This is a genomic window from Glutamicibacter sp. NPDC055354 (genome assembly GCF_053644955.1).
This window is the reverse complement of record NZ_JBSHMB010000005.1, coordinates 1-20,340: the sequence shown is the minus strand read 5'-3', so window position 1 is coordinate 20,340 and position 20,340 is coordinate 1. Positions and strand designations below refer to the sequence as shown.

Sequence of the window (20,340 nt, the reverse complement as noted above, 5' to 3'; positions counted from 1 at the left end):
CATGCGACTGTGGTCCCTGCACCCCTCATTGCTCGACGCCAAAGGGCTGGTTGCCTGTTGGCGTGAAACACTGCTGGCCCAGAAGGTGCTCGCCGGCCAGACCAAGGGCTATACCGGGCACCCGCAGCTTCTCCGGTTCAAGGCGCAGCCCGCCCCGCTGGTGCATATGGGCGGCTATCTGCAGGGCTTGTGGGATGAAGCGGCTGTCCGGGGCTATCGCTTCGACGCCGCGAAAATCCTGCATCCGGCAGCCGCCGCGCAGCTGGAAAAGATCCCGGTCACCCAGGGGCAGGTGCACTTCGAGCGCGAGCACCTGCTGCGCAAGCTCTCCGTCCGGGATCCCGCGCGCATCGCCCGCTTGGAACCGGCAGGGCAGGTGGCCCTGCATCCGCTGTTCGTGCAGGTCCCGGGGCCAGTGGAGGCCTGGGAGAAGGATGCGCTCGCCAGCGGATGAGCTGCTGGCCCGGCAAAATCCTAGAGCAGCTCTGCGCGCAACTGTGCGGGGGACTTGGGCGAGAGCAGCCCCGGGGCCACATCGTAAACGGTCTGCGCACCGGTGATGCCGCGCTGGTTCATCCGGAAGGCGGCCCGGGCGTAAGCCACCAGCACGCTGGAAGTGAATTCCGGGTTGGAGCCAAGGGCCAGCGAATACTCGATGACCTGCTTCTGCTCGTCGCTGGTATTGCCCGAACGGATCACGAACCCGCCATGCGGCATATTCGAATGCTCGGCGGCCAAGCTCTGCTCGTCGATGAACTGCACCGTGGTGTCGTACTGGTCGAAGTAGTGCTCCATGGTCACGATGGCTTCGCGCACCGACTCCGGATCGGCACCGTCTTGGAGCACGACAAAGCACTCGCGCTGGTGCTTCTCGCGGGTGCTCAAGGAAGGGCGCTCGCCGGCCCGGACCCGGTCGATAGCCTCCTGGCTCGGGATGGTGTACTGCACGCCGGCGGCGACGCCCGGGACGCGGCGGATCGCATCCGAATGCCCCTGGCTCAGCCCGCGGCCCCAGAAGGTGTAGGTTTCGCCGTCGGGCAGCAAGGCCTCCCCGAAGACACGGTTGATCGAGAACATGCCCGGATCCCAGCCCACGGAGAGCAGCGCGGTCTTGCCAGCTGCCTTCGCCGGGCCGTCGATGGACGCGTAGTACTCGGGGATGCGGGCGTGGGTATCGAAGCTGTCCACGGTGTTGAACAGCGCCGCGAACTTCGGGCCCTGCTGCGGCAAGTCCGATTTCGAGCCGCCGCAAAGGATCAATACGTCGATCTGTGCGGCGTGCTTTTCCAGCTCATCGATGCCGAACCGCGGTGCCGGCTGAGCCAGCTGGAGGGCCTGCGGATCACGGCGGGTGTAGACGCCCACCAGCTCCATATCCGGATTCTTGGCGATCGCGGCTTGGACGCCGCGTCCCAGATTCCCATAGCCAGCAATACCGATGCGGATCTTTGAAGTCATGCCTGCCGTTTCCTTGGGGGAGTGAAGTTTGCTCAGCCGCGGATGGGCTAAATACTTCGGATTATGCCAACGAATCCCGGGGCAGTGAAACCCTTGACCCTCTATGACCCCGGCTTAGCCGAACAGGCGCTTGAAGAAGCCCTTCTTCGGTTCGGCTTCGTGGCCCTGGCAGCGGTCCTTATTGGGGACATTGCGCATAGTTGCTTCAACGTGCTGGCCGCAGCCAGCCCACGTGGTCTTCTGGCAGATCTTGCATTGAACCTGGCGGCACATAATTTTTTCCTTTTCGTCAGTAATCAGGACAGGGAGAGGAAGAGCTTTTCGAGTTCTTCGACGCTCAGGCCGTCTTCTTCCTCGGAAGCCTTCTCGGGATCGGCGATGCAGTACTGCATCGCGGTGGAGACAATGGCGAATCCGGCGCGGTCCAGCGCGGTGGAGACGGCGGCCAGCTGAGTGACTACCTCTTTGCACGAACCATCGGTTTCCACGGCGTTGATCACCGCATCAAGCTGGCCTCGGGCACGCTTAAGGCGGTTGAGGATCCGCTTGCGGGTCGCTTCGTCAGCAGTACGCATCAATTTCTCCTTGGTACGGGTAGCGGGTTAGTCGTCTTCTGCAATTTCGGCATCCAGGTGTTTGAGTTGGACGAGCAACTGCTCCATAGCGCCAGAGCTCAACGCTCCGGGTTTTGAATGTACAAGTATCCCATCCTTGAACGCCATGAGCGTCGGTATGGATGCAATCCGGGCTGCCTGCGCCAAATCCGGCTGGGTTTCGGTATTCACCTTGGCGAAGGCGATTTCAGGATGCGCCGCGGATGCTTCGTCGAAAATCGGGGCAAAGCCGCGGCAAGGACCGCACCAAGGCGCCCAGAAATCCACGAGCACCAGCCGGTTCCTTGCGATGAACCCAGCGAAGTTCGAAGCTGACAATTCAAGCGGCTTCATCGGGTTTCTCCTTTCAGAACGAGCGGGCAGCGCGCCCCCATCGCCGGAATTTTGTTGCACAGCAGCACCAATGCGCCCGCGAGGGCTGCAACCGCAACTACGACCAGCCCGCCGGGAGCCGGCAGTTCCTGGCTGAGCACGAACACGCCCATGGCCAAGACGAAGTAGCCGAAACCCTTGCGCAAAGCGCGTTCGTCGATCCTGCGCGAAAGCCGTGCGCCGATCAACGAACCGAGGATCGCGGTGGTCGCCAGCCCTGCGGCCAGCGGCCAATCCAGTGCAACTGAATTCAACTGCCCGGCCAGGCCAGTGATCGAATTCAGGGTGATCACCAGCAGGGAGGTGCCCACCGCCTGTTGCATGGACAGCCCGGCCAGCAAAGCCAGTGCAGGGACGAGCAGGAAACCGCCTCCGGCACCGACCAGGCCGGTGACCATGCCAATGCCCAAGCCGACCGGGGCGGACAGCCACAACGGCTGTGTTGCGCTGCCAGTGTTTTTCCGTCCGCGGATCATCCCGCGGGCACTGGCCAGCATGATGATCGCGAAACCGAGCATCAGCAGCTGGGCAGGGATCCCGCTGGCCAGCAGCCCGCCGCCAAAGGCGCCAAGCATGCTGGTGGCCGCGAAGACCATCCCCTGTTTCCAACGCACATTGGCCTTGCGGGCATGCGGGATCAGGCTCGTTGCCGAGGTCGCACCGACCACCAGCAGGGAGGTGGCGATCGCTTCCTTGGCGGGCAACCCGGCTACATAGCTGAGCAGGGGAACCATCAGGATTGAACCGCCGCCGCCGAACAGTCCCAGGGACAGCCCGACGATGCTCGCTAGTGCAAGGGCCAGAACCAGCAGCGGTCCGAACTCCATGGCCTACTTCTTTACTTTGTTCCAGGGCATCTTGCCCAAGAAGCTGATCATCGGGCAAGAATCCCGCAGGGCTGAGAACACCAGTCCGCCACCGATGGCCGCCGAAAGATAGGCGAACTTCGGGGAGATGAACTTCGCTCCGAGCAACCCGGCGAGCACCACGGAACCTGCGGTCATGCGCATCTGGCGGTCCAGCGCCCAACGCTGCACGCCGCGCACCATGGTGCCGCCGGCATTTTCGTAGGCGGTGACGCCGCCAAGCAGTACCGTGCTGTGCTCGATCTGCTGCTCCTGCAGGGCACGCTGCGCCTTGGAAGCACGGTTGCCGCTGTGGCAGATCAGCACCGGCTTGCCTGGAATCTTGGCGAGCACCTCGGTGGCGTTGGCGGTGAATTCTTCGAGCGGCACGTTGTACGAGCCGGGAATGTGGAGGGTTTCGAATTCGCCCGCGGTGCGCACGTCAATCAAGGCGAGGTCCGTGTCGGGGGCTTCCACCAAGCATCTAAGTGCTTCGGCGTCCATGGTGGTCAAAGGGGTAGTCATTGAATGCAGTTCAGCTTTCGTGGCGGGGGTGGCTAGTTGGCGAAGGAGGACCAGCCGAGGTAGCTGCCTTCAAGCTCGACGACGTTGTAGCCGGCATCGCGCAGTGCGCTGGCGGCCACGGCATTGCGCATGCCGCTTTGGCAGTAGGTGACGATGGTGCCGCCGTCGGGCAGCTGATCGAGATTCCACAACACCCGTCCGCCGGACAGCTGCTTGGCGCCCGGGATATGCCCGGCGGCGAACTCGGTCTTGTTGCGGACATCCAGCAGCATCTCGTACTCGAAATCGTCCAGCTGTGCCGGGGTGATCGACTTCGGCTTCACCGTTGGCAGGCCTTCCAAGCTGGTGGTGAAACCCTTGACCGCGTCGATGCCCACGCGCATTAGGTGGGCGCGGATCGTCGCGGCGTGTTCGCCGGTCTCGGCCAGCACGATCAGGGCGCGTTGGTCCTTTTCCGGATCGTAGGCCCAGGCGCCGAAGCTGGCGGTCTTCGCCGTACCCGGGATGGACAGCGCGCCGGGAACGGTGCCTGCGGCGATCTGGGTGTACCCACGGGTATCGACGAACACCGAGACCCCCGCCTCCACCTGCTGGAGGAGCTGCTGGACGGGTATTTCAGCTAGGGGGTCGAGCTGGCCCAGGATGGCTGGGCCCAGGCGGTTCTGCCGCTTCATGCGGCCGAAGTAGGCGTGGGCGTCAGGCTGGCCGTTGAGCAGTTCGGCGATGAAGCCGTCCTGGTCGTCGTTGGCCAGGTAGGTGCTCCACCAGGCGAACTCGCGTTCGTAGCCCAACGTGGTGGAAGGGACCGCGCCCAGCGCTTTGCCGCAGGCGCTGCCCGAGCCGTGGCCTGGATGCACCTGGATGTAATCGGGCAATTCTGCCAGGGTTTTCTTCAGCGAAGCAAAGAGATCGCGGGCGCCTTCGAAGCGGGTATCGACACCGCCGGCGGCCTCGTCCAGCAAATCCGGACGGCCTAGGTCGCCGGCGAAGATGAAGTCGCCGGAGAGCAGGTAGCCAGGGTCTTGGCTGAAGGCTCCGTCGGTGATGGCGTAAGCCAGATGCTCCGGGGTGTGGCCCGGGGTGTGGCGGGCGGCGATGCGCAGGTTGCCCAGCGTGATGATATCGCCATCCATCAAACGTTCTGCCTCGAATCCGTACTGCCAATCTTTGCCGCCCTCGCCCGAAACGTAGCTGGTGGCGCCGGTGGCGGCGGCTAGTTCGCGGGTTCCGGAAAGGTAGTCGGCGTGGATGTGGGTTTCAGCGACGGCCGTGATGCGCATGCCGTGCTTGGCAGCCAGGGCAAGGTAGTCGGCGATGTCGCGGCGCGCGTCGACCACGAGAGCTTCGCCTTTGGCCTGGCAGCCGATGAAGTAGCTGGCCTGCGCGAGATCTTCGTCGTAGAGGCGTTCAAGCAGCATGGTTGGTTCCTTTCAAGGTGGATTGGAACCAGACTAGTCTATACCCCCGGGGGTATGTCAAAAATACGGGTGGGGGTATGTGCGGAGGCCCGCAATGCCGCTAGGTGGGAAAGGTGTTTTTATGCCCGGGTGAAAGTGCGCAGCCAGCCGGTTAGCCGCAGCTGCTCCGCGGGGTCCAAGGTTGCCAATAGCTGCAGGGTGCCGTCGTCTGCGGGGCGCAGAATACCCAGGTGATCGGCTGGAACATCGGACATCGCCTCACCAGCCGGGGAATCGGGCGATGCGCTCGCCGCCCTGGAGATGAAGACCTCGTCGGGTGAACCGTTCCAACCCTCGAGGATCGAGATGGTGCCTTCCAGCAGGCGCAGGGCCTCGTGCGCGTGGATCCATGCGGTGGCATCCTTGGCAGCCAGCTCGAACCCGGCTTCGGGAACAATCTTTCGCAGGCCCGTGGCCAGGACGCGCGCTTTCGCGCTGAGCCCCTCGGCCTGGAAGGCGGCTACCGCATCCAGGCGCTGTGTCATGCGCGCGAAGTCCTGCTCAATGCTTTTCCTGCTTGCGAAAATGCCCATGCTCCTATCTTCGCCTACCTTGCGAAAGGCTGTCGAGGTGCTCGGCCAATCGGGTGCTGGCGCGGGAGAGGTGCTGGGCCAAAACCTCTGCCGCGCCCTGGGCATCGCCGGCGGCGATGCATTCGAGCAGGCGTTCATGTTCGCTGGCGATGTCCGCGGTGTTCAGCAGCGTTGCATCCTGGACGTGGGTCATGCACAGGCGGATCTCATCGCTGAGCTGGCCGTAGATTGCGCTGGTACGGGTCGAATCCAGGGCCTGGACCAGTGCGGAGTGGAAGCGGACATCCGGATTGACGATCTGGATCGGGGAAGCATCGCGCAGTGCGGTGATTTCGGCATTGGCCTCGCGTGCAGCTTCCGGGACCTGTCCGGTGCTGGCCAGCAGCCGCACGGCCTCTGCTTCGATGATGGCGCGGGTGCGGTAGATGTCGCGGGCGTCGGCGGATGAGAGCAGCGTGACTTTCGCGCTCTGATGCGCGTTGCGCGTCAGCAGGCCGCTGGCAACGAGGTTCTCCAGCGCGGCCTTGGCGGTTGGCCGGGCCACTTCATAGTGCGCGGCGACGTCCACTTCGCCCAGCGGGGTGCCGGGAGACAGTTCCCCGCTGAAAATCCGGGCACGCAGGGACTTGACGACGGCCTGAACCACGGAAACCACACCTAAACGGGCCGCCATCAGGGTCCTTTCGAGCCGCGGAAAATTTACCTAACAAGTATCCCATGAATAGTACTACTATGGCTTGTGTACTTGTAAGACAATTTCCGTATTCGGCAAGCGCCGCTTGCCAACTGCACAGGAGCGCACCATGGCATTGAGCACGCCAGCACTCGGAGAAACGACGGTTTCATCTTGCATCCTCGATCTGGTCGGCGACCAGGATCGCGTCAAGACCCGATCCATCGACCGCGTTGCCTACGCCTCGGATGCCTCGCACTACCTGTACACGCCGCAAGCTGTCGTGCTGGCCAAGGACGCCGCGGAAGTCTCCGCGCTGCTGGCTGCGGCCGCGCGCGGCAACCAGCCGGTCACCCTGCGCTCGGGCGGCACCTCGCTGGCCGGGCAAGCCAGTGGCGACGGACTGATGATTGATGTGCGCCGCAACTTCCGCGGCATCACCGTGCTCGATAACGGAGCGCGCGTGCGCGTGCAGCCCGGTGCCACCGTCCGCCAGGTCAACGCGCGCCTGGCCGTCTATGGCAGCAAGCTGGGGCCGGATCCGGCCAGCGAGGCGGCCTGCACCATCGGAGGCGTGATCGCGAACAACTCCTCGGGCATGGCCTGCGGCACCGAGTTCAACACCTACCGCACCCTGGAATCCATGACTTTCGTGCTCCCCTCGGGCACCATGATCGACACCGCGGATCCGCAGGCCGACCGCAAGCTGGCCGCCGCTGAACCGCAACTGGTCGCCACGCTGGACAAGCTGGGCCAGCGCGTGCGCAGCAACCCGGCCTCGGTCGCCAAGATTGAGAAGCACTTCGCGCTGAAGAACACCATGGGCTATGGCATCAATGCCTTCCTGGACTACGACACCCCGGCAGAGCTGATGGCACACCTGATCATCGGCTCCGAGGGCACCCTGGCTTTCGTCGCCGAGGCCGTCTTCCGCACCGTGCCGATCCGCAAGCTGGCCATTGCCACCTTGGCCGTCTTCGATAACCTGGATCTGGCCACCCGGGCGCTGCCTGAACTCGTGGATTCCGGCGCCGCCACCCTGGAGCTGATGGATTCCACGTCGCTGCGCGTGGGCCAGTCGCTGCCCGGCGTGCCGGATGCCATCATGGGCTTCGACGTCGACCAGCAGGCCGCCTTGCTGGTCGAATACCATGCGGACACCGAAGAGGAACTGGCCGGGCTGCGCTCCGCTGGCCAGTCGCTGCTCGACGCATCGGCATTGCGGGCCCCAGCGGTGCTGTCCCCAAATGCGAAGAACCGCCAGGCCGCGTGGAAGTTCCGAAAGGGCCTGTATGCTTCGGTAGCCGGTGCCCGCGCCACAGGCACCACCGCGCTGCTCGAAGACGTCGTGGTCCCGGTAGAGTCCCTGGCCGAAACCTGCGACAGCCTGCAGGAGCTGTTCACCGAGTACGGCTACGCGGATTCGGTGATCTTCGGCCACGCCAAGGACGGCAACATCCACTTCATGCTCACCGACCGTTTCGAAGGCGATGCGGCGTTGAACCGGTACAACTCCTTCAACGACAAGATGGTCCAGCTGATTCTGGACAAGGACGGCAACCTCAAGGCGGAGCACGGCACCGGCCGCGCCATGGCGCCGTTCGTGCGCGCGCAGTACGGCGATGAGCTCTACGAGGTGCACCTGGAGCTGAAAGCCGCCTGCGACCCCCGCCTGATGATGAACCCCGGGGTGATCATCGACGAAGACCACGCCGCGCACATCCGCAACATCAAGCTCAACGAGACCATCGAGATCGAGGCCGACCACTGCGTGGAATGCGGCTATTGCGAGCCGGTCTGCCCGTCCAAGGACCTGACCCTGACCCCGCGCCAGCGCATCGTCGTGCGCCGGGCCATCGCCAAGGCCGAGGCCGAGGGCAACGCCGAGCTGGCGGCCGAACTGGAGCGCGACTACGAATACAACGGCGTGCAGACCTGTGCCGTGGACGGCATGTGCGTCACCGCCTGCCCGGTGGGCATCAACACCGGCCTGCTGGTCAAGCGCCTGCGCCGCGAAGACGCGCACCCGGTCCTGGAAGCCGGCTTCAAGGCCGCAGCCAAGGGATGGGGACCTGCCACGCGCGCTGGTTCGCTGGCCCTGAGCATCGCCGATAAATTCCCTGCTTCGCTGGTCCGCGGTGCCACCGATGCTGCGCGCAAGTTGGTCAGCACCGACACCATGCCACGTTACGATGCCGACCTGCCCGGCGGTGGCAAGGCGCGCAAGCCCATGGCCGGCAACTTGGGTGCAGCTGGCACCGAGCCGCTGGCCATCTACCTGCCAGCCTGCGTGAATTCGATGTTCGGCCCTGCAGGAGATGGGGAAGGAGTTGCCCCGGCGTTCACCAAGCTGCTGCACGCTGCTGGCGTCTCGGTTTACGTCCCCGAGGGCATTGAATCCACCTGCTGCGGTACCCCGTGGACTTCCAAGGGCTACGAACAGGGCCATGAGGTCATGGGCCAGCGCGTGCTGGAAGAAGTCCGTGCGTCCATGCCGGGCAAGGTCCTGCCGATCATCTCCGATGCCTCCAGCTGCACCGAAGGCTTTGCGCATACCCTGGCCGAGCATGGCTACGAAGTGGTTGACCTGCTGGCGTTCACTTCGCAGCACTTGCTGGAGAAGCTGCCAGCGCTCGAGAAGATCTCCTCGGTCACCTTGCACCCAACCTGCTCGTCCACGCAGATGGGCCTGAACCCGGACATGCAGAAGATCGCAGAGGCTGTGGCAGATACCGTGAACACCCCGGTGAACTGGGGCTGCTGTGGTTTTGCCGGTGACCGCGGCATGCTGCATCCGGAGCTGACCGAGTCGGCTACCGCTCGCGAAGCTGCCGAGGTTCGTGAACTGGATGCGCAGGAACACGCTTCGTGCAACCGCACCTGTGAACTGGGCATGACCCGTGCGACGGGCAAGGAATACCGCCACATCGTTGAACTGCTGGCAGACGCCGCCAGCAAGTAGAGGTCGGAGCAAAGCCGCTTGGAAAGTAGTTTCCAGGCGGCTTTGTCGCAGGATGCTGCGCAAAGCCGGTGGCGTCGAGCGGCATTAAGCCATGAGTACGCGCAATGGTTGCTTGCCGGGAGTCAGGCTGCGATGTCTTCAGGGCCATCCTTGGGCTTCAGCCGTTCCTTGAGCTGCTGTATCCATTTCGAGTCGCGTCTCAATTGCGGGAACGGCTTGTGCGCGTAGCCCGTGGCTGGCGGGGCGGTGGACTTGTAGGACATCGCCGAGCCGGGACAGATCATGATGGTGTGGCCGTTGCCGTAGGTCGTGTATTCGTACCAGCCGGCGGCTTCCTTGGCTTTGTTGCAACTAGCGCAGCGGCCATCGCCGTTGAAGACGGTGCTCTTGCCTCCGCGGGCGTATTGCTTGACGTGGTCTATTTCCTCCACGATGCCGTCGCAGAACGGGGTGCGGCAGTGCCGGTCGCGGATCGCGATGAACTTCTTGAGCTTTTCCGGGAAGATCCGGGCTTTGGAGTCCATGGCGATCAGGTCCTGGTCGCCGGGTGCGGTGTAGAGGCGGGCGAGTTCGGTGCGCACGTCGAGTTGTTCGATCAGTTCCGTGGTGGGTTTGGCGTCCATTTGGTCGAAGGTCAGGCTGTTGGGGATCTGGTGTCCGCTGATCCATTCGCGTACGCTCTGGGCGGGGATGAAGCCGTAGCCTTCCAGGTAGGCTGGTTTGCGTTCGCCGGCGAACAGGGCCCGGTCGGTCATGACTACCGCGACTTGCAGGGCGATGGGCATTTTGGAGGGTTCGCCGACCATCATGTAGCTGAAGAGCAGGTCGGCGCGGATCTGGGTGCGGGTACGCGGGTCGCCTTTTTTGCGCAGGGTTCTCGATTCTTCGTCGAGGTAGCGTTTGAGGCACATGCCCTGCAGCAGGGGGTATTCGCCGTGGATGATGATGCGGCCGTTCTGGTCGTCGATTTTCAGGGTGAGGTTGCGTTGTTCTTCGACGGTTTTCTGCTTGATGGAGTCGGGGTCGGAGATGTAGGCCAGGGCGAATTTTCGGACAGTTTCCTTGATTTGGGTGGTGCCCGTGGATTCGAACATGTGCGGGTTCTGGGCGTAGAGCTGGTCGAATTCGGTGCGGCGCTGGGGTTTGAGGTCTTGGAGCGGGGTGAGGATGGCTTGGGTTTGGGCTTCGGTGAATTCGCCGCGGGCGCAGGCGGCGGCGAGGTTCGGGGTGTCTTCGAAGAGGATGCGGCAATTGACCAGGTAGTTGCGCATGCCGTGCGGTGATTGCTTGCGGGCCAGGGCGACGCAGGCGGCTGCGCCGCGGGTTTGGTCATCGAGGTGGATGCCGCGTTCTTCGTGGTCGCGGACGTATTCTTTTTCGATTTGGTGGGCGAGGCCGGCCTGCTTGCAGCGTGCTGCGGAGATGAGGGCTTCCAGCAGTTCGATGCCGTGGGCGCAGTCGGCTTTGCTGCCGTGTTCCTCGAGGGCGGAGAGGTCGTTTTGCACGGTTTGGACGTGGAGGTCGAATTCCTCGGGGGGTGCTGGTGGGGTGAGGCTGTTTCCGTGCGCCTTTGCTTCGGACATGTTCGAATCATACTTCGCTTGTTCGAATATGTCTTCTAATAGTGTGGAAAACTTCAGGGGTTTTCGATAGGCGAGAGCGCGCGAAGCGGAATGAAATGCATAAATATGCATTCCTGATCATGAAATCCATCTCAAAAGCTGACTGCCGAGCGATGCGCAAATACGGCTAATGCCCAAGAAGAAGCGGGAATTAGTGCGAACCCGCCGGATTCCTGAAAAGTCGGGACCAGCTGGATTATGACATGATATTCCAGTTCAGAACTTCCACGCGCAGCGCCCGGCCGCATCCTAGGCAGGGGCGAGGCAGCACCACCATTTCCCTTGAGGATCCGCGATGAACCGCAAACCGTCCGTGAGCTCCAGTCCGGCCACCCTGCTGGGCGCGCAGCTGCGCCGCCGCAAGTCGATCACGAATATGATCGCCGAAGCGGAAACCAATGCAGGGGCAGGCCAGCTGCGCCGCACCTTGGGCATGTGGCAGCTGACCATGATCAGCGTCGGCGCCACCATGGGCACCGGCATCCTGGTGATCCTCGGCGATACCGTGCCGATCGCCGGTCCGGCCATCTGGATCTCGTTCGTGATCGCGGGCATTACCGCGCTGCTTTCGGCGGTGTCCTATGCCGAAATGGCCGGCATGGTTCCGGTTTCCGGCTCCAGCTATTCCTATTCCTATGCCACCATGGGCGAAGGCATCGCCTGGATCTGCGGCTGGTGCCTGGTGCTCGAATACGCGGTGTCGGTGGCTGCGGTGGCCGTGGGTTCGGGCCAGTACGTGAACGAAACGTTGCGCACCTTCGGCATGGAGCTGCCCGAGCTGCTGGCTGGCGGCCCGGCCGACGGCGGAGTGGTGAACCTGCCGGCGCTGATCGTCGTCGCACTGGCCACCTTGCTGCTGGTGCGCGGGGCGCGCGAGTCGGCCATCGTGAACTCGATCGTCGTGGCCATCAAGGCCGGCATCCTGCTCTTCTTCTCGGCCGTCGCCTTCAGCGCCTTCAATGCGGGCAACTTCGAGCCGCTGCTGCCAATGGGCGCCGCCGGCGTGACCGCGGCGGCATCGAGCGTGTTCTTCTCCTATATCGGCTTCGACGCCGCCTCGACGGCCGGCGAGGAAGCCAAGAACCCGAAGCGCGACCTGCCCCGGGCGATCATGCTCTCCATGCTGATCGTGACCATCAGCTACGTGCTGGTGGCCGTTTCGGCGATCGGCGCGCGCGAATGGAACTGGTTCGAAGGCGCACAGGCGCCGCTGGTGCAGATCATCGGCGAACTGACCGGGCAGCCGATCTTCGTGCTGGTCTTCGCGGTCGCCGCCGTGCTGGCCATCGCCTCGGTAGTGCTCACCGTGCTCTACGGCCAGACCCGCATCCTGCTGGCCATGTCGCGCGACGGGCTGGTGCCCGCGGTGTTCGGCAAGGTCTCGGCCCGCACCGGCACCCCGGTCGCCGGCACCTGGATCACCGGCATCCTGGTGGCGGTCACGGCCGGGTTCATCCCGCTGGGCGCACTGGCCGACGCCACCAGCATCGGCACGCTGTTCGCCTTCGCGCTGGTGGGCGCTTCGGTGATCTACCTGCGCAGAACCCAGCCCAAGGCCGAGCGCACCTTCCGCGTGCCGCTGTACCCGCTCACCCCGATCCTGGGCATCTTCGCTTGCCTGTTCCTGATGAGCCAGCTCGGTTGGCATACCTGGCTGGTGTTCATCATCTGGATGATCGTCGGCGCAGCGCTCTACCTTGGCTACGGCCGGCGCCGTTCGCGCCTGGGCCAGATGAGCGCGCAGGACTACGCGGCCAGCCACGGAAACGAAAAGTAGCTGCGCGCAGCACGCAGCAAGCGGGCGGGACCCGGCAGCCACAGGCATGCCGGGTCCCGCCCCTTTAACTACTTGCCCTGGTAGCTGAGCCCGAAGCCGTAGTCGAAGAGCGCTCCATCGGCAGTTTCGCCGTAGCCGGGCAGGTCGCTGGCCTCGTCCATGACGAATGGCTGGCGGATCGCACCGGGCGCTTAATGCCCGTCGCGCTGCTGAATTCGCCGTTCGCCGCGCTTGATGAGCAGCAGCGAAGTTCCGCGAAGTTGGGGGCGAGTGCGGCTTTCCGTACCGCCCCCAGTTCTGGCGCCTAGATTTCGCAGGTTTCGGCGGGCGCGTTGCGGATCAATCCGCGCTCGGCCACCAGCGTGCTGATGAGCAGAATGGCGGCGGCCGCGTTCCAGGGAACGAGCGGCAAGTAGCCTTCTGGCGGCAGGTCGGAAAGCAGCCAGCGGGTTACCAGGAACGTGGCCAATCCCAGCGCAAGCGAAATGGCGAATGCGATGCCCCGGTGTTTCTTGGAGACGCCCTGCCACGCGGGGATTGATCCGTCGGCAGGTGCTTCAGAGGTGATTCCCAAGAACTTCAGCATGCGTTCCTTCTCTATAATGTCCGATAGTTGTCATATAAAGATCAAGTCAACTAAGTGTTATTTCGATAGTATCGAATCTGAAAATTGCTGTACATGGTACTTTCGGATGACACTTCGACTTCGAACACCGAGCCCGGGTGAAACTTTTGGCCCCGTGCACGGCGCGCAGGCCACGGTGGCGCCATTCGGCGTCCGGTGCAGCCAAGCGCGGGGGCAGGACCGAGGTGCGTGGGCGCATCGCTCGGAACGCTGCGAGATCGCCCCCGGGGAAGTGTTAATGGGAAGGCGCACTAGCGGCCTAGCGCCAGGCGCGGTTCCTGCCTTATCATCAGTGAGTCAGGAACATGGCCCCGCCAGGTTCCGGCGCTCTCAAAAGGGGCGATACCCGTTGCGGTCCAGCAACCGGTAACGGCAGACATATATGGAATTTCTTCAGCACGATTTCTTGAAAAGAGTCCATAATGTCTAGCGTTTCAGCTGCCATTGCCCACGCCCTCAAGCCGCTGGCCCCGCGGATCTTCGGATTGATGGGCAACGGCAATGCCCACTTCCTCGACGCCGCAGTGCGTGCAGGCTTCGACTACACCGCCGTGCGCCACGAATCGGCCGCCGTTTCGGCCGCCGACGCCTACTTCCGCATCTCCAATAAGCTGGCCATCGCCTCCACCACTTACGGTGCCGGCTACACCAACACCATCACCGCACTGGCTGAAGCCGCCGCGGCCCGGACCCCGCTGCTGTTCGTCACCGGCGACGCGCCAACTTCCGGCCTGCGTGGATGGGACGTCGACCAGGCCGCGATCGACACAGCAGTGCGAGCGCCGCGCTACGTCGTTGACCGCAACAACCCGGGTGCCATCGCTCTGGAGGCGGCCGCCCTGGCGTTGCGCGAACGGATGCCGGTTGTTTTGGCGATCCCTTATGATTTGGCCGCGGTGGATTCGCTCGAAGAGCAGCTGCCTGATTTCGCCTCCCTGCGCAGCACCCCTCCGGCACCGCAGCTGAACTCCACCCAGCTGGAGCAGATCGCTGGAAAGCTCAACGCCTCGCAGCGCACCCACATCCTCTATGGCCGCGGCGCGATCGATGCCGCGGCGCAGGTCCAGTCGCTGGCGCAGAAGCTGGACGCCACCACCTCGGGTACCCTGCTGGCCCGCGACCTGCTGGACTACGAGTTCGATTTGGGCATCACCGGAGGCTTCTCCACCGAGGCCAACGCCCGGATCATCGCGCAGGCCGATACGGTATTGGTGCTCGGCGCCTCGTTGAACCAGTTCACCATGCGTTTTGGCGATCTGGTCGCGCAGGATGCCAGCTTGATCCAGATCGACCTGGGGTGCGCCGCCACCAACCCGCGCGTGGACTATTTCGCCACCGCCGATGCGACCCTGGCCGCCGCGGACCTGCTCGGTGCGGTGGAGCAGGCGCAGGGCGGATGGCGTTCAAGCCTGGACCTGTCCAATCTGCGCACCCGTCCGGCCGGTGACGACCTGGCCGCCGACGGGCAGCTTGATCCGCGCCGCGTGGCCAGCGAACTGGAGAAGATCCTGCCGGCCAATCGCGTGCTGGTGCAAGACGGCGGCCACTTCATCGGCTGGGGGCCCATGTACTGGTCGACCACCGGTGCACGCTCCTTGAGCTGCGTGGGCACCGCGTACCAGTCCATCGGCCTGGGCATCGCTTCCATGGTGGGCGCAGGCCCGGCGGCGCAGGGGCGCACGGTCGTGCTGGCCGCCGGCGATGGCGGCTTCCTGATGGGCCTGGCGGACCTCGAATCGATCGTTCGCACCGTGGAAAGTGGCGTAATCGTCATCTACAACGACTCCGCGTACGGAGCGGAAATCCACCAGTACGGATCCGTCGGCCTGCACGAAGACCCGATGCTGATCCCGACCGTGGATTTCGCCGGTATCGCCAAGGCCATGGGAGCCACCGGAATCCGCGTTGACACGCTCGAAGACCTCGCCGGGGTCCAGCAGTGGGTGGATGCCGGAGCCCGGGGCGTGTGCCTGGTGGATGCCCGTGTCTCGATGCATGTGCGTGCTCCTTATATGGACGAGGTCCTTTCCGCGAACAAGAAGGCCGCCGCGGCTGCGGCATTACAATCCGGTAAAGGTGGTGGCAAGCGGTAGCCGAACGTCGTAGGGTGGTTGAGTGCGCAAGTTATTAGTCGGAACAGCAAGTCTGGGTCTAGGGGCACTGTTGATGTTCCCCGCAACCGGCGCTTTTGCTGCACCCACTGGACCTGGCGACTCGGCGGGTGCCAGCGCAGCGCAGCTTTCCGAGACCTCGCTTCGCGTGGCAACCATCCAGGCAAATCTCAGCGGCGAAACTCCCCAGGAGCTGCCCGCGAACCTGATGCGCGGATCCGACCGCCAGGCGGCGCAGGTTGCAGACAAGATCAGCAGCGCCAATGCGGACGTGGTGGTGCTGACAGATATGGACGCCACCCAGGACGCGGTTGATGCACTGAACGACCAGTATCTGAACAATCCCGACGATGCCCGCGCCGATGTGGAATACGGGTATTCCTACCTGGCCGTGGGCTCCAAGGGCCTGCAAAGCGGTGCCGATCTGAACGCTGATGGCGTCATCGGCGGCGCCGAGGATGCGTGGGGCCAGGCTGCATTCGCCGAGCAGGGTTCGATTGTCGTGCTATCGAAGTACCCGATTGCACAAGACCAGGTCACCAGCGTTTCCCAGCTCAAGTGGCAGGACGTTGCCAACGACATGATGCACCACACCGACTTCTCTGGTGTGCTGGCCGCCTCCATTCCGGTGATGAGCACCGGGCTGTGGGACATTCCCATCCAATACCGTGGCGAGCCGGTGCATATTCTTGCGACCCAAACCCAGCCAGATGCGCAGGACCAGGAATTCGCCAAGGCACGCCAGGCTGATGAGCTGAAGGTTCTCACCGGCTACCTGGCCGGAGAGGACTACGTTCGCACCGATGAGGGCGAGCAAGCAGAAGGAGTCGGCGAAGACCGCTATGTCATCGCCGGCGCACTTGGCTTGCAGGAGAACGCGGCAGATCGCGTTGAACCATTCCTCCAGGGGCTCAAGCGCGCGAATGCTTTGAATGATTCCGGCAGCTACCTGGTCCCCAGCGCAACTTGGCAGGTATTGGGCCAGGGCCGCATCCAGGAGCATCCGCCAAGCAGTCCCCAGCCCCTGCCCGGAACGGTTCCGGACTTGGTGAAAGCATCAAGCCCGCTGATCTGGACCGATGTCCAGTTCTAGATGCCGAGCAAACCCCGCAGATAAGGATTGAGGAATCGTCCCTCCGGATCGGCAGTTTGGCGCACCCTCGTGAAATCGCTGAATTTCGGGTAGAGCTGCGCCAAATCCGCTGCTTGCAGGCTATGTTCCTTGCCCCAATGCGGCCGGCCGCCCAAAGAACGGAAGATCTCTTCCATGGCCGGGAAGTATCCCGGAGCCTTATCCCGAATGTAGCGGTGCACGGCAATGTATGCTGTCTGCCTGCCGCTGGCGGTACCCAACCAGGTGGAGTCCCCGGCCGCGGTACGCACCTCGACAGGGAAAGAAACTCCAATTCCCGAACGCCTGAAATACGCTCGCACCTTCGCGAAAGCTTCATCGAAGCCAGCTAGCGGCAGCGCATACTCCATCTCGGTGAAGCGCACCCGTCGCGCACTGGTGAAAGCTTCATTCCATGGCGCGATGCTGCTGCGCTCCGGCAGGGCAGCGCAAGCCACCTCATTCAATTTGGCAGTGGTCCGGGGGACCGCTGCGCTCAGCGAGCTGAGCAGCTGCAACGCGCCATTGGAGAGCAGTTCATCGTTCAGCCAGCGGGCCGCCGCAGGCGGTTGATCGGCAGGGACCTGGCCGTCGAGCCGGGTATTGATCTTCACCTGGGCTTTGCTGGTGCCCGGGAACCAGAAGAATTCCAGATGGTCTTCTTGCCGGGCACGATCAACAAAGCTTTCGGCGATCTGCCCGATGGGTTCGATGGATTCGGCTGCACGCATCATGTAGTAGGGAACGCACCGCAGCCGAACGTGGGTGAGTACCCCCAGTGCTCCCAGGCCAAGCCGGGCCGCCTCGAATAATTCGCTATTCTCCTGCGCGCTGGCGCGCAGATGGGTCCCATCGGCCAGCATGAGCTGCACTCCGGTGACCGTTGCGCTGAATCCGCTGAATTCCAGGCCCGTGCCGTGGGTGCCGGTGCTGATTGCTCCAGCGACCGACTGCTTGTCGATATCTCCCATATTCTCCAACGCGAGGTTGAAGGGCCTGAGCAGGGCGGGGATCTGCCAGAGCCGGGTTCCGGCGCGGAACGTCACCTCGTGGGTGCGAGCGTCGACTTCCTCGATGCCGCGAAAGCCATCCAGATTCAGCAAGATCCCGTCGGTATCTGCCAGCGGAGTGAAGGAATGGCCTGCGCCGACGGTGCGCACCGGCTGGTGCTGGTCGGCGGCCTGCTCCAGGCTCTGCGCTAATTCTGCGATGCTGCGCGGAGAATGGACAGCTGCTGGGTGGGAGACCACGGTGCGTGCGAAATTCCTGAAAGTACTCACAGGAATGCTTTCCCTTCTCCACGGTAAGTAGGCCATTGTTCGACGATCCTGCCCTTGGAGTACACCGCCGCCTTATTAACGCGTTCGGCCGGTTCGCCGGACTTGGCATGGCGCAGCCACACGGTATCGCCTATGGCAATGCGGTGCGCCGACGGGCCAGTGAGCGGAGTCTGCACTTCGCCGGCTCCTTCCATGGCCAGGTAGCGAAGCTTCTTGGGATGCTCGATGGTGGGCAAGCGGTCCTTGCCGGCTGGGCCCGATGCGGCCCAACCGCCACCAAGGATGGTGACCGTTCGCTCATCGGGACGGCGGACTACCGGGAATCCCAGGTACAGGGCAGGGGTGGGGCGGAATGCGCGGTAGGAATCGAAGAGCGCGGGCGCGAATAATCCTGAGCCCGCGGCGATTTCGGTTACCGCTGGTTCTTGGATGGTGCTTTCTACCGAACCGGTACCTCCGGCATTTACAAACCGCAGGTCGCCGAGCTCCCGTACCAATTCCACGGTTTCGGCCCGGCGGTCCGCCAATTCGGCGGCGCTGGCTTGGCGCAGCTTGCGGGCGATCAGTGCCCTGGGGCTGAAACCCCCATCGGGGACCGAAGCGATTTGGGATTCGTAGCACATCAGCCCGTCCAAGATGAAGTTGCGCCGGCGGTGCACCTGGGCGGCCAGTTCGGCGACCTGTTCCGGCCGGGTCAGCGGGGAACGCGCGGCGCCGATACGGAGGTTGCTGCTGGGGTAATAGGCAGCATCCAGTTCCAGGGCGACCTTCAGCGGCCCGTGCCCCGGTGCGATCCTGTCGATCAAATCCAACTGCTCTTGGGTATCCACCATGAGCGTTACCTCTTCGCGTGCCTGTTCGCTGGCGGCCCACCGGCTGATCGCTTCGGCATCGGTTTGCGGGTAGGCAACCACCAAGTCCTTCAAGCCATGGCTGGCCAGCCATAATGCTTCGGCCAAGGTGAAGCAGAGAACGCCGCGGAAACCGGGCTCATCCAGGACCCGTTCCAATGCCTTGCGTACACGCAGGGATTTGGACGCGATGCGAATCGGCACACCTCCGGCCCGTTCGCGCAGGGCGATCACGTTGGAATCGAAGGCATCCAGATCGAGCAGCGCGACCGGATGCTCCGAGATCCCGGCGCTTTTCAAGGCGTGGTTATACCGTTTGGCCTGAGCGTTCTTCATAGGCCAACTCTTGCACCAGCGTCGGGGAGTTTCAAGGAATTTTTCAAGACGCTTGCTTGAAAGCGCAAAGCCCAAGGTAACTCTCAGGGTCTTGCGGTTAAGCTGGAGCCATCATGAAAAACGATCCGATTTCAATGACTTTGATTGGCAAAGATGGAAAGCCGCGCTCCGGCGTGCAGGACGCCATCATGAAAGGCATCGGCGTGCAGCGCCCGCTGGTGCTTGCCTACATCAAGAGGCTGCGCAAAAAGCACCCTGACGCTACTACTGCCCAGCTGGCAGCTATTGTCGAGCGCGATTACCTGCGCGTAGTTACCGGTTCCGGTGCAGCCGTGGGTGGAACCGCAGCCGTTCCCGCTGTTGGTACCGGTATCGCCCTGGGCCTATCCATAGCTGCGACCCTGGGCTTCCTGGAAGCCTCGGCGCTGTATGCGCAAAGCCTGGCAGAGCTGCACGGCATAGCCATCGACGATCCGGATCGATCACGAGTCCTGGTTATGGGCATCATGATGGGCGATGAGGGCAGCTCGATGATTGCCGGATTGACTTCCCAGGCCGCAGGTCGCGGTGGGGGTCCAATCCAGGGATGGGCCAAGTCATTCGGTGCCAGCAAGTCCACGAGCATCTACTCTGCAATGCAGCGCACCATGCAGAAGAAGTTCCTGCGCAAGATCATTGGCACCCAAGCGGCTAGCACCATCGGCCGTTTGGTTCCGTTTGGGGTCGGCGCGGCCATCGGTGGCGTAGGCAATCGATATATGGCCAAGCGCGTGATCGAGAATGCGGCAGTGGCCTTCGCCGGCATTCCCACGGTGGCGCCAAGCTCTCTGCCCCTGGATGATCCTAGAGTCATTGACGCAGAGATCGTCGAGGACTAGCTGAATCGCGGTAGCCGGCCACTGAGGTGGTCGGCTACCGGCTTTTAAGACGAATTTTTATGCGTTTTACAGATTTTTGCGAGCACCGAACCGCATGAACCCGGGCTTTAACCGGCGCTCCGGAATTAAGTGTGCACGGTCACCGTCAAAAACCACCCACCCGATTTGCAGGACCCCCAAAACCTGTGTATAGTTTTTCCTTGTCGCCGAGAACGAAACGGAAGAAATAACCGGATGTGAAACGGTGGCAGAACCCCAGAAAATCAAGGTTTTTCCACAGTCTTGTGGACAACAATTGAAAAGAATGGGA

19 protein-coding genes are annotated in these 20,340 nt (G+C 63.2%); 6 read left to right on the top strand and 13 right to left on the bottom strand.

Features of this window, described 5'->3' with window-relative positions; all coding sequences use genetic code 11:
* Position 1: 1 nt before the first annotated feature.
* Positions 2–454, top strand: a complete 453-nt coding sequence (locus tag ACWICV_RS16780; protein WP_105658982.1) for a pyrimidine dimer DNA glycosylase/endonuclease V — start codon at positions 2–4, stop codon at positions 452–454.
* Positions 455–474: 20 nt separating this feature from the next.
* Here ACWICV_RS16780 and ACWICV_RS16775 read toward each other — a convergent pair whose 3' ends face one another.
* The 9 genes from ACWICV_RS16775 to ACWICV_RS16735 form a co-directional block, all read right to left on the bottom strand.
* Entirely contained in the window at positions 475–1,458 is a 984-nt protein-coding gene (locus tag ACWICV_RS16775) for a diaminopimelate dehydrogenase (RefSeq protein WP_400291557.1), read from the bottom strand.
* A gap of 114 nt (positions 1,459–1,572) precedes the next feature.
* Positions 1,573–1,731 carry a hypothetical protein gene (locus ACWICV_RS16770; protein WP_166650877.1) on the bottom strand — a complete coding sequence of 53 codons (159 nt, stop codon included), beginning with the start codon at positions 1,729–1,731 and terminating at the stop codon, positions 1,573–1,575.
* A 23-nt stretch (positions 1,732–1,754) separates the two neighbouring features.
* The gene (locus tag ACWICV_RS16765) at positions 1,755–2,033 is read right to left on the bottom strand and encodes a metal-sensitive transcriptional regulator (RefSeq protein ID WP_105658980.1); all 279 of its coding nucleotides are present in this window, start codon (positions 2,031–2,033) and stop codon (positions 1,755–1,757) included.
* 27 nt (positions 2,034–2,060) lie between these two features.
* Positions 2,061–2,405, bottom strand: a complete 345-nt coding sequence (gene trxA / locus ACWICV_RS16760; RefSeq protein ID WP_105658979.1) for a thioredoxin — start codon at positions 2,403–2,405, stop codon at positions 2,061–2,063.
* Positions 2,402–3,271, bottom strand: coding sequence for a sulfite exporter TauE/SafE family protein (locus tag ACWICV_RS16755; RefSeq protein ID WP_454091378.1), 870 nt, complete (start codon positions 3,269–3,271; stop codon positions 2,402–2,404). Before ACWICV_RS16755 ends, trxA begins: the two co-directional genes overlap by 4 nt.
* 3 nt (positions 3,272–3,274) lie before the next feature.
* Positions 3,275–3,814, bottom strand: a complete 540-nt coding sequence (locus ACWICV_RS16750) for a rhodanese-like domain-containing protein (protein ID WP_388026027.1) — start codon at positions 3,812–3,814, stop codon at positions 3,275–3,277.
* A 32-nt stretch (positions 3,815–3,846) separates the two neighbouring features.
* On the bottom strand, positions 3,847–5,232 hold the full coding sequence (locus tag ACWICV_RS16745) for a rhodanese-like domain-containing protein (RefSeq protein ID WP_454091379.1): 1,386 nt from the start codon (positions 5,230–5,232) through the stop codon (positions 3,847–3,849).
* Between the two features lie 119 nt (positions 5,233–5,351).
* Positions 5,352–5,804, bottom strand: coding sequence for a hypothetical protein (locus tag ACWICV_RS16740; protein ID WP_105658975.1), 453 nt, complete (start codon positions 5,802–5,804; stop codon positions 5,352–5,354).
* Between the two features lie 4 nt (positions 5,805–5,808).
* Entirely contained in the window at positions 5,809–6,477 is a 669-nt protein-coding gene (locus tag ACWICV_RS16735; protein WP_105662720.1) for a GntR family transcriptional regulator, read from the bottom strand.
* 130 nt (positions 6,478–6,607) lie between these two features.
* On the opposite strand from ACWICV_RS16735, the gene ACWICV_RS16730 reads away from it, so the two are divergent.
* Positions 6,608–9,439, top strand: coding sequence for an FAD-binding and (Fe-S)-binding domain-containing protein (locus tag ACWICV_RS16730; RefSeq protein WP_454091380.1), 2,832 nt, complete (start codon positions 6,608–6,610; stop codon positions 9,437–9,439).
* A 122-nt stretch (positions 9,440–9,561) separates the two neighbouring features.
* Here ACWICV_RS16730 and ACWICV_RS16725 read toward each other — a convergent pair whose 3' ends face one another.
* Positions 9,562–11,022, bottom strand: a complete 1,461-nt coding sequence (locus tag ACWICV_RS16725; protein WP_454091381.1) for an HNH endonuclease — start codon at positions 11,020–11,022, stop codon at positions 9,562–9,564.
* 334 nt (positions 11,023–11,356) lie between these two features.
* On the opposite strand from ACWICV_RS16725, the gene ACWICV_RS16720 reads away from it, so the two are divergent.
* Positions 11,357–12,838 carry an amino acid permease gene (locus ACWICV_RS16720; protein WP_105662734.1) on the top strand — a complete coding sequence of 494 codons (1,482 nt, stop codon included), beginning with the start codon at positions 11,357–11,359 and terminating at the stop codon, positions 12,836–12,838.
* 304 nt (positions 12,839–13,142) lie between these two features.
* Here ACWICV_RS16720 and ACWICV_RS16715 read toward each other — a convergent pair whose 3' ends face one another.
* Positions 13,143–13,424, bottom strand: coding sequence for a hypothetical protein (locus ACWICV_RS16715; protein ID WP_105658972.1), 282 nt, complete (start codon positions 13,422–13,424; stop codon positions 13,143–13,145).
* 461 nt (positions 13,425–13,885) lie between these two features.
* Here ACWICV_RS16715 and ACWICV_RS16710 point away from each other — a divergent pair, with 461 nt between their 5' ends.
* Positions 13,886–15,556, top strand: coding sequence for a thiamine pyrophosphate-binding protein (locus ACWICV_RS16710; protein ID WP_105662732.1), 1,671 nt, complete (start codon positions 13,886–13,888; stop codon positions 15,554–15,556).
* A gap of 73 nt (positions 15,557–15,629) precedes the next feature.
* Complete coding sequence (locus ACWICV_RS16705) at positions 15,630–16,667, top strand: endonuclease/exonuclease/phosphatase family protein (protein WP_400291582.1); 1,038 nt, start codon at positions 15,630–15,632, stop codon at positions 16,665–16,667.
* On the opposite strand, the gene ACWICV_RS16700 is transcribed toward ACWICV_RS16705, so the two are convergent.
* Together ACWICV_RS16700 and ACWICV_RS16695 are read right to left on the bottom strand one after the other, a co-directional pair.
* Positions 16,664–17,965 carry a D-arabinono-1,4-lactone oxidase gene (locus tag ACWICV_RS16700; protein ID WP_286134713.1) on the bottom strand — a complete coding sequence of 434 codons (1,302 nt, stop codon included), beginning with the start codon at positions 17,963–17,965 and terminating at the stop codon, positions 16,664–16,666. The genes ACWICV_RS16705 and ACWICV_RS16700 overlap by 4 nt on opposite strands.
* Entirely contained in the window at positions 17,962–19,152 is a 1,191-nt protein-coding gene (locus ACWICV_RS16695) for an alanine racemase (protein WP_434694068.1), read from the bottom strand. The genes ACWICV_RS16700 and ACWICV_RS16695 overlap by 4 nt, the downstream gene beginning before the upstream one ends.
* Positions 19,153–19,265: 113 nt before the next feature.
* Between ACWICV_RS16695 and ACWICV_RS16690 the strand changes: the two genes are divergently transcribed.
* Positions 19,266–20,030 carry a hypothetical protein gene (locus tag ACWICV_RS16690; RefSeq protein WP_105658967.1) on the top strand — a complete coding sequence of 255 codons (765 nt, stop codon included), beginning with the start codon at positions 19,266–19,268 and terminating at the stop codon, positions 20,028–20,030.
* The last annotated feature ends 310 nt before the right edge of the window (positions 20,031–20,340 follow it).

What these genes read in the sequence shown, in the direction of transcription:
- ACWICV_RS16780 (WP_105658982.1), top strand. Translation starts at nt 2, where the DNA reads ATGCGACTGTGGTCCCTGCACCCCTCATTGCTCGACGCCAAAGGGCTG.
- ACWICV_RS16775 (WP_400291557.1), bottom strand. Translation starts at nt 1,458, where the DNA reads ATGACTTCAAAGATCCGCATCGGTATTGCTGGCTATGGGAATCTGGGA.
- ACWICV_RS16770 (WP_166650877.1), bottom strand. Translation starts at nt 1,731, where the DNA reads ATGTGCCGCCAGGTTCAATGCAAGATCTGCCAGAAGACCACGTGGGCT.
- ACWICV_RS16765 (WP_105658980.1), bottom strand. Translation starts at nt 2,033, where the DNA reads ATGCGTACTGCTGACGAAGCGACCCGCAAGCGGATCCTCAACCGCCTT.
- trxA (WP_105658979.1), bottom strand. Translation starts at nt 2,405, where the DNA reads ATGAAGCCGCTTGAATTGTCAGCTTCGAACTTCGCTGGGTTCATCGCA.
- ACWICV_RS16755 (WP_454091378.1), bottom strand. Translation starts at nt 3,271, where the DNA reads ATGGAGTTCGGACCGCTGCTGGTTCTGGCCCTTGCACTAGCGAGCATC.
- ACWICV_RS16750 (WP_388026027.1), bottom strand. Translation starts at nt 3,814, where the DNA reads ATGACTACCCCTTTGACCACCATGGACGCCGAAGCACTTAGATGCTTG.
- ACWICV_RS16745 (WP_454091379.1), bottom strand. Translation starts at nt 5,232, where the DNA reads ATGCTGCTTGAACGCCTCTACGACGAAGATCTCGCGCAGGCCAGCTAC.
- ACWICV_RS16740 (WP_105658975.1), bottom strand. Translation starts at nt 5,804, where the DNA reads ATGGGCATTTTCGCAAGCAGGAAAAGCATTGAGCAGGACTTCGCGCGC.
- ACWICV_RS16735 (WP_105662720.1), bottom strand. Translation starts at nt 6,477, where the DNA reads ATGGCGGCCCGTTTAGGTGTGGTTTCCGTGGTTCAGGCCGTCGTCAAG.
- ACWICV_RS16730 (WP_454091380.1), top strand. Translation starts at nt 6,608, where the DNA reads ATGGCATTGAGCACGCCAGCACTCGGAGAAACGACGGTTTCATCTTGC.
- ACWICV_RS16725 (WP_454091381.1), bottom strand. Translation starts at nt 11,022, where the DNA reads ATGTCCGAAGCAAAGGCGCACGGAAACAGCCTCACCCCACCAGCACCC.
- ACWICV_RS16720 (WP_105662734.1), top strand. Translation starts at nt 11,357, where the DNA reads ATGAACCGCAAACCGTCCGTGAGCTCCAGTCCGGCCACCCTGCTGGGC.
- ACWICV_RS16715 (WP_105658972.1), bottom strand. Translation starts at nt 13,424, where the DNA reads ATGCTGAAGTTCTTGGGAATCACCTCTGAAGCACCTGCCGACGGATCA.
- ACWICV_RS16710 (WP_105662732.1), top strand. Translation starts at nt 13,886, where the DNA reads ATGTCTAGCGTTTCAGCTGCCATTGCCCACGCCCTCAAGCCGCTGGCC.
- ACWICV_RS16705 (WP_400291582.1), top strand. Translation starts at nt 15,630, where the DNA reads ATGTTCCCCGCAACCGGCGCTTTTGCTGCACCCACTGGACCTGGCGAC.
- ACWICV_RS16695 (WP_434694068.1), bottom strand. Translation starts at nt 19,152, where the DNA reads ATGAAGAACGCTCAGGCCAAACGGTATAACCACGCCTTGAAAAGCGCC.
- ACWICV_RS16690 (WP_105658967.1), top strand. Translation starts at nt 19,266, where the DNA reads ATGAAAAACGATCCGATTTCAATGACTTTGATTGGCAAAGATGGAAAG.